The following is a 14631-nucleotide window of genomic DNA, read 5'->3' on the forward strand; positions in this document are numbered from 1 at the left end:
GATGATTAAGCCGGGATTAGTCGCGCGAACCGCGGTTCTTCAACTGGTCGAGCAGCACGGCTGCGAGCAGGATCGCGCCACGCACGAGGTACTGATAGAACGCGTCGATGTTCATCAGGTTCATCACGTTCTCGACGGTGCCCATGATCAGCACGCCGATCACGACGCCGGAGATCGTCGCACGTCCGCCGAGCAGCGACACGCCGCCGAGCACGCACGCCGAAATCACGTTCAGTTCGAAGCCTTGCGCGGCATTCGGCTGTCCCGACGTGATCCGCGACGCTAGGATTACACCTGCGAGCGCGGTGACGGCGCCCTGAATCAGGAAGATGTACACGCGTGTGCGCTCGACGTTGATACCTGCGAGCCGCGACGCTTCCGGATTGCCGCCGATCGCAAGCGTATTGCGGCCGTACACGGTCTGATTCAGCATCACGCCGAACACGATGAAGCACAGCAGCGTGACCCAGATCGGCAGCGACACGCCGAAGAAGCTCAAGCCGCCCAGCGCAATGAACGTATCCGACGACACACCCACCGCCTGACCGTGCGACACGATAAAGCCGAGGCCGCGCACGATTTCCATCGTTGCGAGCGTGGTGATCAGTGCGTTGATGCGCAGATACGCGATCACCGCGCCGTTGACGAAGCCGATCACCGCGCCGGCCGCCACTGCGGCAACGATCGCGATGAACGTATTGTCGGTCGCGTTGAGCACCATCGCGCACAACACGCCAGCAAACGCGACGGTCGATCCGATCGACAAGTCGAAATCTCGCGACGCGAGACAGAACATCATCGTGCACGCGACCATGCCGATCTGCGAAATGGACAGCGCGAGGCCGAGCATGTTCTCGATCGAGAAGAAGTGGTCTACGGTCAGCGACATCGTCACGAACATCACCACGAAGATCAGGATCAGGCTGTACTCGGTGATTTGCTGCCACCACTTCGCCTTGTCGCTCGTCTGCGGGATCAGCGCCTCAGCCGCGCTCTTGGCGGCCTGTTGCGTGAGGTTTTCTCTAGCTTGCATGATGAAGACTCCTCCCGTTCCCCACGGGTTGCCGGACTTTCGTCCAATGATGTTCAGGCCGCCTGTTGAGCGGCAGTTCCGGTTGCGGGCAGTGCGGTCGAGCTTTGCGGCAACGCGAGGCTCAACACCGCTTGTTCCGTTGCATCCTTGCGCGACAGTTCGCCGGCAATGCGGCCCTGGCGCATCACGACGATGCGGTCGGACACGCCCAGCACTTCGGGCAGTTCCGACGAAATCATCACGATCGCGCAGCCGCGTTCGGCAAGCTGGTAAATCACGTTATAGATTTCGTGCTTCGCGCCCACGTCGATGCCGCGAGTCGGTTCGTCCAGAATCACGACCTTCAGATCGGGTTCGGCGAGCCAGCGCGACAGAATCGCCTTCTGCTGATTGCCGCCCGAAAGAAAGCGGATCTTCTGGCGGCGGCTCGGCGTCTTGATCTTCAGCAGCTTGATGAAGCGGTCCGCGGTTTCCGCTTCTTTCTTGCGATCAAGGAAGACGCCCGCGCGCAGATAGTGACGGCGGCAGCTGATGTTGATGTTCTCCGACACCGTCGCCATCGCGACAATGCCTTCTTCCTTGCGATCTTCCGGACACAGTACGATGCCGTGGCGAATCGCTTCACCGGCGCTTTTCACTCGAATCGTCTTGCCGTCGAGCACCAGTTCGCCGCCCTTCTTATGCTCCGTGCCGTAGACGAGATGCATCAGTTCGCTGCGGCCTGCGCCCACGAGGCCAAAGAAGCCGACAATTTCGCCGCGCCGCACTTCGAAGCTGGCCGGCTGCGAGAGCGCATGGCCTTCGATCGCCTTCGCCGCGAAGCGCACTTCGCCGAGCGGCCGCTCCGAATAGTTGTAAATGTCCGAGATCTCACGCCCGACCATTTCGCTGACGATGGTGTCGCGCGACACGCCTTCGAGCGTCGGATGCGAAGCGATCTTGCGACCGTCACGGAAAATCGTGCACGCGTCGCAGAGTTCGTAAATTTCGTCCATGCGATGCGAGATGTAGATCATCGCGCGGTTGTCGGCGCGCAGATCGCGCACCAGCTTGAACAGCACTTCGGTTTCGCGATGCGACAGCGAACTGGTCGGTTCGTCGAGCGCGATCACGCGAGCGTTGCGCAGCAATGCCTTGCAGATTTCCACCATCTGCCGTTGCGCGATGGAGAGCTTGCGCAGCTTCGCGTTCGGGTCCAGCGCGACGCCCATTGCTTCGAGACGCTCGCGCACGAAGCGCTTCGCATCGCGCTTGTTGACCCAGCCGAACGAATTCGGCAACTGGCCTAGCAGCAGGTTTTCCGCGACGGTCAGATCGGGCACGTACTGCAATTCCTGGTGAATCACCGCGATACCCGCCGCGATCGACGAAGCCGCGCTCGTAAAGCGCACTTCTTTTCCGTCGATCATCACGCGGCCCGAGTCTGGCTGATATTCACCACCGAGTATCTTCAGCAGGGTCGATTTCCCTGCGCCGTTTTCGCCCATCAGGCCGTGCACCTGGCCGACGTTGACGTCGAAGGACACACCGTCGAGCGCGCGCACGCCTGGAAAGACTTTGCCGATATTGTCAAAACGTAGCGTCGCTGACACTTCGCCTCCTCGCTGTTTCATCTCGGCCGCGCCTCGCTGGGCATCGTAGTTCGACACCTGCAACGCATGGCCTATGTCCTGTTGCTCATGTTCCGTTTCAGTTGCCGGCGCGCGCACCGTAGGCGACGCGCCGGCAATCCTTCATTGCAGCGCGCGTTACTTCGAAGCAAGCCCCATCTTCTCGCGCACTTCGCCGACGTTCTCACGCGTGGCCAGCATGCCGGTCGTCAGCGTGAGCGGGGGCGGCGCCTTGCCTTGCGTGATCCAGTCGTACATCAGCGTCGCGGTTTCCTCGCCGTGGCGCTTCGGGCTGATGATGACCGTGCCGAAGAAGCCCGTCGGGTTCGGCTTCTTGAACTCGTTCAAGGCCGAATCCGAACCGCCGATGCCGATGCCGATCATGTTGTCGGCCTTGAAGCCGCGCCCTTCCGCTGCGCGCACCGCGCCGAGCACGCCTTCGTCGTTCAGCGCATACGCGACCCAGTGCTTGAACTGCGGGTTCTTCGTCAGCGCGATGTTGGCGGCGTTGAACGCGTTTTCCGTGTCGGTCTTCGCTTGCGGCGCGGCGATCACGTTCGCTTTCGGGAAGCCGGCGGCGAGCAGCGCGTCGGTTGCGCCGCTCGTGCGGTCATGCGCGGTCGGGAGTTGTTCGTAGGTCACGTCGATCGCGCCCACGTCCTTCATGTCCCAGCCGCGCTTCTTGATTTCTGCGGCCAGACCGTCGCCGACCTGCTTGCCAATGTTGTACGCCGAGATGCCCATGTGCGGCACCGACGCGATCGGCTTGCCCGCGCCGTCGACCAGGCGGTCGTCCACCGTCATCATCTTCAGGCCGTCGGCTTTCGCTTTGGCGACGATGCCCGGTCCGAGCTTCACGTCAGGCGTGCAGATCACGAAGCCTTGCGCCTTTTGCGCCGACAGGTTGTCGATCGCGCTCATCACCTTTTCGCCCGACGGCGCGCCGATCTTCACCAGCGTGAAGCCCTTTTCCTTGGCGGCAATTTCGGCGAACTTCCATTCGTCCTGGAACCACGGTTCTTCCGGCTGCTTGACGAGGAAACCGATCTTGACCGGATCGGCGGCTTGCGCGACCGGCGCGTTGAAGACCACACCCGCCGCCGCTGCTGCCAGCGTGAGGAAAATTCTACGTTTCATGTTGCGTGTCTCCTGACTAATTGATAACGAGAAGGTATCGGCCGCGTCTTCTTGTACCGGTTGTGACACACGCGGCCAGCGCGTCGTCCGGTGAAACGGTGCTACGTTTTTCTGGTTCGCTTTGTACGGCGTTTCTTTTTTGCTCTACTGCCCGCTTTTCTGGCCGGTTGCTGCCCGGTCGCCGGCTCAATCGTGATAAAGCACGGAGCGGCCGCCGTCGACGGTGATACACGTAGCGTTGATGAACGGCGCTTCATCCGATGCGAGAAATACCGCCGTCATCGCTACTTCTTCCGGGCGGCCGATGCGTTTCATCGGCTGCAAATCCATCGTCGCCTGCCGCGCGGCGGCCGGGTCCGGCTGTTCGTCCCACCAGTCATGCGTCAACTGGGTTTCGATGTAGCCCGGCGCGATTGCGTTGACGCGCACGTTGCGCGGCGCGTACTCGATGCCGAGCGCGCGCGTGAGGCCAATCACGCCGTGCTTCGCGACCGGGTACGGAAAACAACCGGGAATGATCTTGAACGCATGCGTCGACGCGATGTTCAGGATGCTGCCCGCGCCGCGTTCGACCATACCCGGCAATACCGCGCGGCAGCCGTTCCAGACGCCGTCGAGATCGACCGCGAAGCAGCGGCGCCAGTCGTCGTCGGTCATGGTCAGCGGGTCGCAAAACACGTTGATGCCCGCGTTGTTCACCAGCACGTCGAGCGGCCCGAGCGTTTTTTCCGCTTCGCTCACCGCGTGCTGGACCGAAGCCGATTGCGTGACGTCCGTATGCACAGCCAACACGCGCGCCCCGGTTTCCGAACTGATCTGCTGCGCCGTCTCCCGCGCCGTGTCGATGTCGAGTTCGGCAAGCGCCACCGCTGCGCCTTCGCGCGCAAACGCAAGGGCAATCGCCGCGCCGATGCCGCGCCCCGCGCCGGTGACTAATGCGACTTTGCCCGCCAGGCGTGTCATTTCTTCACACCTGCGCGCGCAACGCGCAATCCGTTGATAAAGGCCTTCGCGTGCGAAGCCGTCACCGCCGCGCTCTGGCCCGGCTTATAGAGCGCAGAGCCGAGACCGAAGCCGTTCGCTCCGGCGCTCAGAAACGGTCCCATGTTGTCAGGTGCGATGCCACCGACCGGTACGAGCGGCACCTGCGCCGCGATCACCGCGCGCCAGGCCTTCACCACCTGGCAGCCGAGTTGTTCGGCCGGGAACATCTTCAATACGTCCGCGCCGTTTTTTAGCGCGATGAACGCTTCAGTCGGCGTGGCGACACCGGGCGCGCAGGCCATGCCTTGCGCTTTGGCGGCGACGATGACGTCCGGATCGCTGTGCGGCATCACGATCAGTTCACCGCCGGCCGACTTCACGTCGTTGACAAAACTCGGATGCAACACCGTGCCCGCACCGACGATCGCATCGGCGGGTAGCGCCTTGCGGATAGCCGCAATGCTGTCGAACGGCTGCGGCGAATTCAGCGGCACTTCGACGATGCGAAAGCCGGCTTCGTACAGCGCCTGTCCGTGCTCCGCCGCATCGGCGGGCGTCACGCCGCGCATGATCGCGATCAGCGGACATGCCTCGAACGCGGCGATCAAACCCGCGTGCGGCATATACGGAGCGGGCAGATTGATGTGAGGTTGCATGTCGGTTCCTTGTTTCGTGGATGGCGGCGCGCTGACTAACCGGCCTGCGCTGCATGGGCGGCCGGGTTGACGAGCCCCGCCTGCGACGCGAGGCGCCACAGGCCGCGCTCGGTCGCCTGCTTGACGAGTTCGGCCTGCGTGCAGCCGAACTGTGCGAGCGCGACTCGATAACGTTCGCACAACGCTTCGTTGCCGATCAGGCGCAGGCTCTGTCCCGCAAGCGAGCTTTGCTGCTGCTTCAGCACGGTTTCGAGGCCGGCCAGTTCATGCCCGATCAGCAGACCCGATAGATAGTCCGGCTGCTGCTCGCGCGAAAGTTGTCCTGTGAGACCGAGCGTGCGCGAGCTGAAGACCGTCGCCAGCACGCCCGCCTGTCCCTTGTCGCGCGCGATGTTCACGCCGCGCAGAAACGCTTCGGAATCCGGACGGTCGGGCGTGACCATCGTGCGGCCGAGAATCGTGTGCTCGCGCAATGCGCCGAATACTTCGCCCGTCATGAACGTATGAAAACGTTCGATACGCCCGGCCTGCACCACCGCCCACTTCGCGTGCGTGCCGGGCAAGCCGATCAGCGCGCGCTTGCTGCTGTCCGCGTCGCGGGAATCCTCGCTTAATGCGCCGAAGATCTGCGTTTCTTCGCCGCGCATCACGTTGGGCAACTCACCGCGTTGCAGCACGCCGGGGATGATATGCAGCGTCGCGCCGCAAGCCGCCTTCACGCGGACGATGCCCGCCGCGAGCGCATCCGCATTCGCGGGCGCATCGACGTAGGGCGCTTCGAGCCAGCCTTGCGCGCTGCCGACCATGCCCGCAGCAATGACGGGTGCGCCGGGCGTGGCCTTGAGCCAGGCGCCGCAGGCGTCCTCGAATGCGGCGTCGAAACCGCCCTGCTCCGCGCTGCGCGGCAGGTTCATGATGCCGGCCGTCGATGCGCGCGTCGCCAGCACGTTGCCGGACGCGTCGTACAGATACGCGCGCAGCGACGTCGTGCCCCAGTCGAGCGCAATCAGCGCCGCGTGACTGTTCGCTTCGGCATTCGCTTCTGCGTTAGTTTCGGCGTTCGCTGGTGCGCTGGCCGCGGCGGCGCCGACCGCGACTTGCGCGTCCGACGGCGTGGGAGAACCCGCGTGTTTCATCGCTTGATCCTGCGGGTTGTGGGTTGCGGGGCTCGCCAGCCGAGTTCTTCGGAGATCGCGCGCGCTTCGCGCTGCACGACCGGAATCAGTTCGTCCATGCGCTCCAGCGACATATAAGGAATCGTGCTGGCCACCGACAGCGCCGCGACAACCGCGCCCGACGCATCGCGCACCGGAGCCGCGACGCAGCGAATCGACGCTTCGTTTTCCTCGAGGTCGAACGTGTAGCCGCCGGCGGCGTAGTTCGTCATGCGCTGCATGAAAGTCTGCGCGTCGGGACGGTTGTCGGGCTTGAAGGTAACGCTGGCAAGCGCGCGTCGCGATGCGTCGAACAGCGACTGCCAGTGCTCCGGCGTGAGATCGAGCATCATAGCCTTGCCGATTCCGGTCGACGCCAGCGGCATCCGGTGACCGACGCGTGAACGCATTTCGAGTCCGCGCGTGCCGGGAATCTTGTCGATGTAGAGCACGTCGTCGCCATCGCGCACGCCGAGGTGAATCGTGTCGAGCGTCTGTTCCGCGAGCGATTCGAGATGCGGGCGAGCGACCGCGGTGAGCGGCATCTGTTCGAGCGCGATGGTGCCCAGTTCGATCAGCTTGGGGCCGAGCAAATAACCGCCTTGCACCTGACGCAGGTAGCGCGCCTGCACGAGGCTGCTGACCAGCCGATGCGTGGTGCTGCGCGTCGTGCCGAGCGCGGCCCCGAAGGTACGGAGATCGCGCACGCCGGCGGCAGCCGCTTCGAGAATCGCGAGGCCGCGCAGAAGCGTCTGCGTGCCGGCCTGTTGCGGCGTGATGTCGAGCAGCGTACTCGGCAACGCAATTCCGTTCACAACGGCAGGCTGAGGCGTGGCGCGTGGCGCATTGGTTGCGGGCGCCGTGCGCGGCGTGGCGCTAGACGCGTCATGGTCGGCGTGTGGCGCCAGTTCGGCTTCGGCTGCGCTTTCGGCGTGGTTGGGCATCGCTTTGTTCATGGCGATTCGCTTGTCGGTGGTTTCTGCGCTTACAGCGCGGGGCCGGAGAGCGGGCCTTGGGTGTGCGCGGCGGCGTGGGCGCGGGGGTGCTGCCTGAGGGCTTTGGTAGGCATGGTTTGGCTTGTCTCCGGTTTTTTTGCTGTCGCAGAATTTTGGTTCCTGCTGATGGAGTGGATTGTAGGGGGGTTTTTGAGAAAGCTCCAATATGTGATTTGTGTGGTCAGATAATGGGATTTGTTGTTGCCGCGGGCTTGTGGGGTGTTGGTGGGTCTGGTGTTGAGGACCTTTGGCCTTTCCTTGATTTCGCGGCGGTCTATTGGCGTTGCCCCTGTGCGGGGCGGCACTTACTTTCTTTGCATGCCGCAAAGAAAGTAAGCAAAGAAAGCGGCTCACACCGCTAGCTCGTAAGCGGGTCCCCTGGCTCGGAGGGGGCAGTGGTGCATCTGGAATCCGTGCTCTCGCACACTCCGCCTCGGCGACAAGGCAGTCATACCTCCCGCCTCGCACTGCGTGCTCGCCGGATAGGTCCGCTTAGCACCAACGGCTCGCGATTGGCGCCGTCGCCGAGCGCAGGCAGCGTCGTGGCGAGACAGACGGCGATGGGAAACGGGAAAAGAAGTTTGAACGGCAGCGGTTCTAAGAACGACCGCTGCGGCGCGCGAAGCGTCGCCGGAAGAATGACTGCCTTGTCACGGGGGCGGAGTGCGCGAGGGCACGGACTCCAGATGCACCACTGCCCCCTCCAAGCCAGGGGACCCACTTATAAGCTGGCGGTTTGAAGCCGCTTTCTTTGCTTACTTTCTTTGCGGCATGCAAAGAAAGTAAGTGCCGCCCCGCACAGGGGCAACACCAGCAGACCACCGCGAATTCAAGGAAAGGCCAACGGGTTCAGAAACAAAACACCGCAAACAAAAACCTACTCGGGCAACTCAGCCGCCCCCATCCTTCGGGCAATCACCCTGGACCTCTGCGCCAGATACGCGGACCCGCGATGCTCGTCGTAATACTTCGGCTGCTGCAGCATGACCGCGAGCCGCGCCGACTGCGCCGCTGTCAACCCGCTCGCCGGCGTCTTGTAGTAATAACGCGCCGCCGCCTCGGCGCCATAAACGCCATTGGCCCACTCAACGGAATTCAGGTAAATCTCGAAGATGCGCTCCTTGTTCATCAAGGTGTCCAGCATCCACGTGATGATCAGCTCCTGCGCTTTACGTATGTAACTCTTCTCGCGCGACAAGAAGAGATTGCGGGCGAGTTGCTGCGTGATCGTCGAGCCGCCTCGAACGATTTTGCCCTTCGCCTTGTTGCGCTCCCACGCCTGCAGGATCGCATCGGTTTCGTAGCCGTTGTTGTTGACGAAGTTCGCATCTTCGGACGCAATGATCGCCCGCTTCAGGTTGCGCGAAATCTGGTCGTACGGCACCCACGTGTGCTGCATCGAAAGACCAGGCTTTTCCTGCGACAAGCGCCACGCGTCGGAGCGCATGTAAGCCGTCGAACGCGGATTGACATAGTTCCACACCGCAATCTGCGCGAAGTAGAACACCTGCGTCGAGAGCCACGCAAAGACGAGCACTGCGACAAGATAAGCGATCCATCGCGCCGGACCTGGCCGGTTCGTGCGTCGCGTGGCTGTCATCGTAGAGTCGGTCCTCGAGTTCGTGGGGCGTCTGACGAAAGCTGTCTCAAGCGTGCGACGACGCCGTCAGCAACGCGCGCAATTCGGCCAGCACAGGAACGCTGTCGGGTCGCACGCCGCGCCACACGTAAAACGATTCTGCGGCCTGCTCGACCAGCATGCCGAGGCCGTCGGCGCCCCGCGCTCCGAGCTTCTGCGCGTGCTCCATGAACACCGTCGGATGCGCGCCGTACATCATGTCGTACGCAAGCGTGCTGCTGCCGAACGCGCCGTCGTCGCATTCCGGCAACGATGCCTCCAGACTGCCCGCAGTGGCATTCACGATCACGTCGTATGCGCCCGGCTCTATCGCTCGCGCGTTGCCGCCGCTCAGACGGCACGCAATGCCACTCGCGGCTTGTGCGAACTGATCGACCAGTGCCTCGGCCTTCGCGGCCGTCCGGTTAACGATGGTCAGCGTGTGCGGCGCGCGATCCAGCATGGGCAGCACCACGCCGCGCGCGGCGCCACCTGCGCCGAGCAACAGAATGCGCGCCCCTTTCAACGACACGCCGAGATTCACCTCGATGTCGCGAACGAGACCGAAGCCGTCGGTATTGTCGCCATACACGCCGTTCGGATCGATGCGCAAGGTATTCACCGCGCCAGCAGCGGCCGCGCGGGGCGACAGGCTGCTGGCGAATGCGTGCGCGTCGAGCTTGAACGGCACGGTCACGTTCAGCCCGCGGCCGCCTGCTTCGATGAAGGCGCGCACGTGCGGCACGAAAGCGTCCACCGGCGCGAGCAACGCGCTGTACTCGACCGGCTCGCCCGTTTGCGCGGCAAACCGGCTGTGAATGAACGGCGACTTGCTGTGGCCGACCGGATTTCCGATCACCGCATAACGGTCTTTCATTTCGGCCCCGCTCATCGACCCGGTTCCGTGATGCGCTGCTCGGCGGCGGCATCGCTCGAACCATTGTCGTTATCGGCGCTGTCCGCCGAGGTTGCGCCGCTTTCCGCACCGTCGATATCGGCTTCCGCTTGCGCCTCGGCTTCGCTTTCGGCGCTTTCATCGGACGCCTCGACGATTTCCTCTTCGCCCTCTTCCGCTTCGTCCGCGTCGTCGGCCTCATCAGCTTCGGCGCCGCTCGTGACAGTCGGAGCGTCGAGCACATGCAGAAGACGCACGGACGCCTCGACGGTCAACTCGTCGATCGACATCACCTCCATCTGAAGACGCGTGCCGCGCGCATGCACGCCAAGCCCCGGCACATGCAGCAGCAGCGGAATCTCTTCGAGCCGCACGAGGTCGCCCTTCACAACGGACGCCACCACCTGCTTGCGGTTTTCCTGCTTCAGCCAGCGCAGACACCAGAAATATTCCATGCGACGCTGATGATCGGCGTACGCGCTGTACGTGTCGTCGAAACCTTGAACGACGGCGAACAGGTCGGCATCTTTGGGCTTGAACGGCGCGGCCAGCTTCGCGGTTACGCCGTGTTGGACGCAGGCGAGCAACTGCCACTGGTTCACCAGGTCGACGTAACGGCGCAGCGGCGACGTGCTCCACGCATATTGCGTGACGCCGAGCCCTTCGTGCGGCGCGGCGTTCGTCTGCATGCGGGTGCGCTTGGGGCCGGTGGGTGCGCCGAACGCGCGCTGTGTGCGATAGATGCCCGGCACGCCGTGGTCGTGCAGAAACGCGCCCCATGACGAATTTGCCAGGATCGCCAGTTCGGCGACGATCGTGTCGAGCGGCGAACCGCGCCGCCGCGGCGTGATCGTGATGTGCTCGCCCTCGACGTAAAAGTTGAAGTCGGTATTGCGCTGCACCTCGCGGCGCAGACCATAACCCGCGCGCGCAGCCTGACGCTTCTCGAACAGCGCCTGCGCGAACGGCCACAAAACGGCGATATCTTCCTTGTGCGAATAGTCGCCCGTGCCCGCGGCGAGCGCCTCTTCGGTGACCAGTTCATCGAGCGTGTTGTGCCGCAGATTGTTCTTCACGAACACGCGCTCCGCACGCGTTTCGCTCGCCACGATCTCCTGCGTCTCGCGATTGACGATCACATACAGTGAAAGCGCCGGACGCAAGCCGCCTTCGGCGAGCGTGAACGCGTCCACCACGCTATCGGGCAGCATCGTGATCTTGTCGCCCGGCATGTACACGGTCGACAAACGTGTGCGCGCGATGGCGTCCACCTCGTCGCCGCGTTGAATGCCAAGCGCCGGCGCCGCGATGTGCACGCCGATCCGCACGCGGCCGTCCGCGAGATGCTCGACGGAAAACGCGTCGTCGATCTCAGTGGTCGTAATGTCGTCGATGGAGAACGCCTGCACGTTCGCTTCGGGCAGATCTTCGGGCACGCTGCCGGGCGTGACAAGCGGAAAGCCGGTGCCGTGTGGGAAAAACTCCGACAGGAATTTAGCCTCGTGCAAAGCTCGTGCCGACGGAATCGCGCCGCACTCGAGCATGAGACGCGCTTGCGAAATGCCGCGCGCAGCCGCAGCGGCTTCGAGCGCCTTGTACTCGATCGTGTTCTTGTCGGGCTTGGTGAGCAACGCGAGCGCCGTCTTGCCGGTGAACGCCTCCGGCAAGCGGCCGGCCTTCAGTTCCTCTTCGTAGCCTTGCTGCACGAGCGCCTGCTGACGCTTACGCTCAAGGCCCGCGAGCGCCATTTTCAGCTGCTCCTGCGGCGCGCGTTGATACATGCCGCGGCCCTTGCGGCGGAAATATACCGGCGCACCGTGCATGCGCAGCACCAGCGCCGCGCGTTCGATCGGGCCAAAGCGCTCGCCGAAATACTCCGCGCCAAGCGTGGCGAACGGAAATTCGTCGTCGGGCGCGCATTCCCACAGGAAATCCAGGTCGATCTCCTGAGCAACGGCGTCGGCCTGCTGCATCAGTTCGGCCGCACCCGGCTTTTCGAATTCGATCAGCACGTCCTTCGCGCGCACCTTCGCGCGCCGGCCGCCCGGCAACTCGACCTGAAAAGCATCGCCTTGGCGCGACAGCACACTGCCTGCCTTGAAACTTCCCGATTCCTCGAAGAAAACGTTCACTCAATACTCTCGTCTGACTTGCATCCGCCGGCGTGCACGGCACGGCAACGTATTCGTGATAATGGATCCGCCGCGCGTGAGGCGCGCGTTGGCGGCATGAATCTAATAGTTGGCTGCGCTCCTGCTGCTGGGGCGGTGCCATTGCGTCGGCGGCTTTGGTTCGGGGCCGGTTCTGCGCAGTTCTGCAAGCTTTCAAGCCCGCTCGCGACCGCACTCAGGGCTCAATATCAGTCCCCGCTCCGCACGCCTACCGACCGTCAAGCAGCCTCGCGTGGCGCCGGCGGCTCGACGTCTTCTGCGTCGCAAAACGCCAGTACGTCGTCGACATAGTCGGCGAACTCGCTGATCGCGTGGTCGCTCCCTTCGATCAGCGTAGTGCGCGCGCCGCGATAGTGCGCGAGCATTTCACGGTAGTCGAGCACTTCGTCGCCGGTCGCCGCCAGCAAATAATAACGTTCGGGGCGCGTGATGGACGTCACACTGAGCGCGCGCAGTTCGTCAAGATGATGCGGTTCGACGACGATACTGCCGCCGCCGTGCCACAACGGCTGTTCGCCGAGATAGGCGCTCAGGTCGCGCTGCGGCACGACCGCCGGATTCAGGAGCACGGCCGGCCAGCCGTGCTTTTCCGCCAGATAGGTGGCGAAGTACCCGCCGAGCGAACTGCCGATCACCGTCACGCGCTTTGAACCGGCGGCGGCCACGAGCGCCTCGGCGAGCGCGACCGTCTCAAACGGTGAAACGGGCAGCATCGGGCAGCACCATTCGTCGCTGCGGCCGAGCTCCACGAGCCGCGCCGCGAGCACTCGCGCCTTGAACGAATTTGGCGAAGAACGAAAACCGTGCAGATAAAGAATCACGAAGCGCCTCTCGCGGACAGGGCGTCGAGCAGTTTCTGATGCACGCCGCCAAAGCCGCCGTTGCTCATCACCAGAATCTGATCGCCGGGGCGCGCTGCGTGGACCACGGCTTTGACCAGCGCGTCGAGATTTTCGAAGGCTTGCGCCTTGCCGCCGAGCGGCGCCAGTGCCTCGCCCAAATTCCAGCCCAGCGCGTCGCGGCCGCTCGGTGCGCCGTAGCCGAACACGAGATCGGCGTCTGCGAGACTTGCCGGAAGTTGCGCCTTCATCACGCCGAGCTTCATCGTGTTCGAGCGCGGCTCCAGCACGGCGAGAATCCGCGTATTGTCGCGGCCCACACGCGCCCGCAGTCCAGCCACCGTGGTGTCGATCGCGGTTGGGTGATGTGCGAAGTCGTCGTACACCGTCACGCCGTCTACGCTGCCGCGCACTTCCATGCGCCGCTTCACGTTGCGAAAACTCGACAGCGACTTTGCGGCCTGCGCCGGCGGAACGCCGACATGGCGCGCGGCCGCAATCGCGGCGAGTGCGTTCATGCGGTTGTGCTCACCCTGCACCTGCCACTCGACCACGCCGACGCGCTCGGCGTTGTGATACACCGCAAAACGTTCGTCGACGGGCACACCGTCCTCCGCGGGTAGGGTTTCCCAGCCGCCCTGCACGCCGAAACGCTCCACTTCGCTCCAGCAGCCGCGCGTCAGCACGCGTTCGAGCGGGTCTTCCCGGCCGTTCGTCACAACACGACCGATGCGCGGCACCGTGCGGATCAGGTGATGAAACTGCGTCTCGATAGCCGCCAGATCCGGGAAGATGTCGGCGTGATCGAATTCCAGGTTGTTCAGAACTGCGGTCTTCGGTCGGTAGTGGACGAACTTGGACCGCTTGTCGAAGAAGGCCGTGTCGTACTCGTCGGCTTCGATCACGAAGAAGCTGGAATCGGTGAGCCGGGCGGAAACGCCGAAATTCAGCGGCACACCGCCAATCAGAAAACCGGGATTGAGACCGGCATCTTCGAGCAGCCATGTGAGCATGGAACTGGTGGTCGTCTTGCCGTGCGTACCGGCCACGGCGAGCACCCATTTGCCGTTCAGCACGTGTTCGCCGAGCCACTGCGGGCCGGACACATACGGCAGGCCACGGTCGAGAATCGCTTCCATTAGCGGGTTACCGCGCGACACCACGTTGCCGATCACGAACAGGTCGGCGTTCAGACCGTTCAACTGGTCCGCGTCGTAGCCCTCGATCAGACGGATGCCTTGCGCTTCGAGCTGCGTGCTCATTGGCGGATAGACGCCGGCGTCGCAGCCCGTCACCGTGTGGCCCGCGCCGCGCGCGAGGACCGCGAGACCGCCCATGAACGTGCCGCAGATACCGAGGATGTGGATATGCATAAGCCTGTCGTGCCGCGCGGGCGTTTTTTTCCTGAAAGGCCCTTACCTGGCGGTTCGTGCCAGGCCCCCGCAGGGGCAAGAAAACTTGTGGGGCGGCCCGGCGTTTTCCTGAGAGGGATGGGAGAGCGGGAGCGGCCAAAAGAGCCGTCCGCGAAGGACGTCATTG

12 protein-coding genes are annotated in these 14631 nt (G+C 63.6%); all 12 read right to left on the minus strand.

All coding sequences use genetic code 11. From position 1 onward, the window contains the following. Positions 1-16: 16 nt before the first annotated feature. On the minus strand, positions 17-1033 hold the full coding sequence (gene araH / locus OH764_RS14705; RefSeq protein WP_498847279.1) for an L-arabinose ABC transporter permease AraH: 1017 nt from the start codon (positions 1031-1033) through the stop codon (positions 17-19). Positions 1034-1086: 53 nt separating this feature from the next. Continuing rightward, positions 1087-2625, minus strand: coding sequence for an L-arabinose ABC transporter ATP-binding protein AraG (gene araG, locus OH764_RS14710; RefSeq protein ID WP_027805132.1), 1539 nt, complete (start codon positions 2623-2625; stop codon positions 1087-1089). A gap of 156 nt (positions 2626-2781) precedes the next feature. Continuing rightward, positions 2782-3780: an arabinose ABC transporter substrate-binding protein gene (locus OH764_RS14715; RefSeq protein ID WP_020071279.1), complete on the minus strand. Its 999-nt coding sequence runs from the start codon at positions 3778-3780 to the stop codon at positions 2782-2784. Between the two features lie 186 nt (positions 3781-3966). Then, positions 3967-4743, minus strand: a complete 777-nt coding sequence (locus tag OH764_RS14720; RefSeq protein WP_498847280.1) for an SDR family oxidoreductase — start codon at positions 4741-4743, stop codon at positions 3967-3969. After that, the gene (locus OH764_RS14725) at positions 4740-5420 is read right to left on the minus strand and encodes a 2-dehydro-3-deoxy-6-phosphogalactonate aldolase (RefSeq protein ID WP_498847281.1); all 681 of its coding nucleotides are present in this window, start codon (positions 5418-5420) and stop codon (positions 4740-4742) included. The genes OH764_RS14720 and OH764_RS14725 overlap by 4 nt, the downstream gene beginning before the upstream one ends. A 35-nt stretch (positions 5421-5455) precedes the next feature. Next, positions 5456-6556: a 2-dehydro-3-deoxygalactonokinase gene (locus OH764_RS14730; protein ID WP_498847282.1), complete on the minus strand. Its 1101-nt coding sequence runs from the start codon at positions 6554-6556 to the stop codon at positions 5456-5458. After that, positions 6553-7530, minus strand: a complete 978-nt coding sequence (locus OH764_RS14735; RefSeq protein WP_498847283.1) for an IclR family transcriptional regulator — start codon at positions 7528-7530, stop codon at positions 6553-6555. The genes OH764_RS14730 and OH764_RS14735 overlap by 4 nt, the downstream gene beginning before the upstream one ends. Positions 7531-8446: 916 nt before the next feature. Further along, entirely contained in the window at positions 8447-9169 is a 723-nt protein-coding gene (gene mtgA, locus OH764_RS14740) for a biosynthetic peptidoglycan transglycosylase (protein ID WP_498847284.1), read from the minus strand. 46 nt (positions 9170-9215) lie between these two features. Then, the gene (aroE, locus tag OH764_RS14745; protein ID WP_498847285.1) at positions 9216-10079 is read right to left on the minus strand and encodes a shikimate dehydrogenase; all 864 of its coding nucleotides are present in this window, start codon (positions 10077-10079) and stop codon (positions 9216-9218) included. Continuing rightward, on the minus strand, positions 10076-12214 hold the full coding sequence (locus OH764_RS14750) for a ribonuclease catalytic domain-containing protein (protein WP_498847286.1): 2139 nt from the start codon (positions 12212-12214) through the stop codon (positions 10076-10078). Before OH764_RS14750 ends, aroE begins: the two co-directional genes overlap by 4 nt. A gap of 257 nt (positions 12215-12471) precedes the next feature. After that, positions 12472-13074 carry a YqiA/YcfP family alpha/beta fold hydrolase gene (locus OH764_RS14755; RefSeq protein ID WP_498847287.1) on the minus strand — a complete coding sequence of 201 codons (603 nt, stop codon included), beginning with the start codon at positions 13072-13074 and terminating at the stop codon, positions 12472-12474. Continuing rightward, complete coding sequence (gene mpl, locus OH764_RS14760; RefSeq protein ID WP_498847288.1) at positions 13071-14465, minus strand: UDP-N-acetylmuramate:L-alanyl-gamma-D-glutamyl-meso-diaminopimelate ligase; 1395 nt, start codon at positions 14463-14465, stop codon at positions 13071-13073. The genes OH764_RS14755 and mpl overlap by 4 nt, the downstream gene beginning before the upstream one ends. Positions 14466-14631 lie beyond the last annotated feature (166 nt).

Source organism: Burkholderia sp. M6-3, from assembly GCF_050858985.1.
GTDB lineage: Bacteria > Pseudomonadota > Gammaproteobacteria > Burkholderiales > Burkholderiaceae > Paraburkholderia > Paraburkholderia caledonica.

Coding starts and splice junctions, on each gene's coding strand:
- OH764_RS14715 (WP_020071279.1), bottom strand. CDS start 3,780: ATGAAACGTAGAATTTTCCTCACGCTGGCAGCAGCGGCGGCGGGTGTG.
- OH764_RS14720 (WP_498847280.1), bottom strand. CDS start 4,743: ATGACACGCCTGGCGGGCAAAGTCGCATTAGTCACCGGCGCGGGGCGC.
- OH764_RS14730 (WP_498847282.1), bottom strand. CDS start 6,556: ATGAAACACGCGGGTTCTCCCACGCCGTCGGACGCGCAAGTCGCGGTC.
- OH764_RS14725 (WP_498847281.1), bottom strand. CDS start 5,420: ATGCAACCTCACATCAATCTGCCCGCTCCGTATATGCCGCACGCGGGT.
- araH (WP_498847279.1), bottom strand. CDS start 1,033: ATGCAAGCTAGAGAAAACCTCACGCAACAGGCCGCCAAGAGCGCGGCT.
- aroE (WP_498847285.1), bottom strand. CDS start 10,079: ATGAGCGGGGCCGAAATGAAAGACCGTTATGCGGTGATCGGAAATCCG.
- mtgA (WP_498847284.1), bottom strand. CDS start 9,169: ATGACAGCCACGCGACGCACGAACCGGCCAGGTCCGGCGCGATGGATC.
- OH764_RS14735 (WP_498847283.1), bottom strand. CDS start 7,530: ATGAACAAAGCGATGCCCAACCACGCCGAAAGCGCAGCCGAAGCCGAA.
- mpl (WP_498847288.1), bottom strand. CDS start 14,465: ATGCATATCCACATCCTCGGTATCTGCGGCACGTTCATGGGCGGTCTC.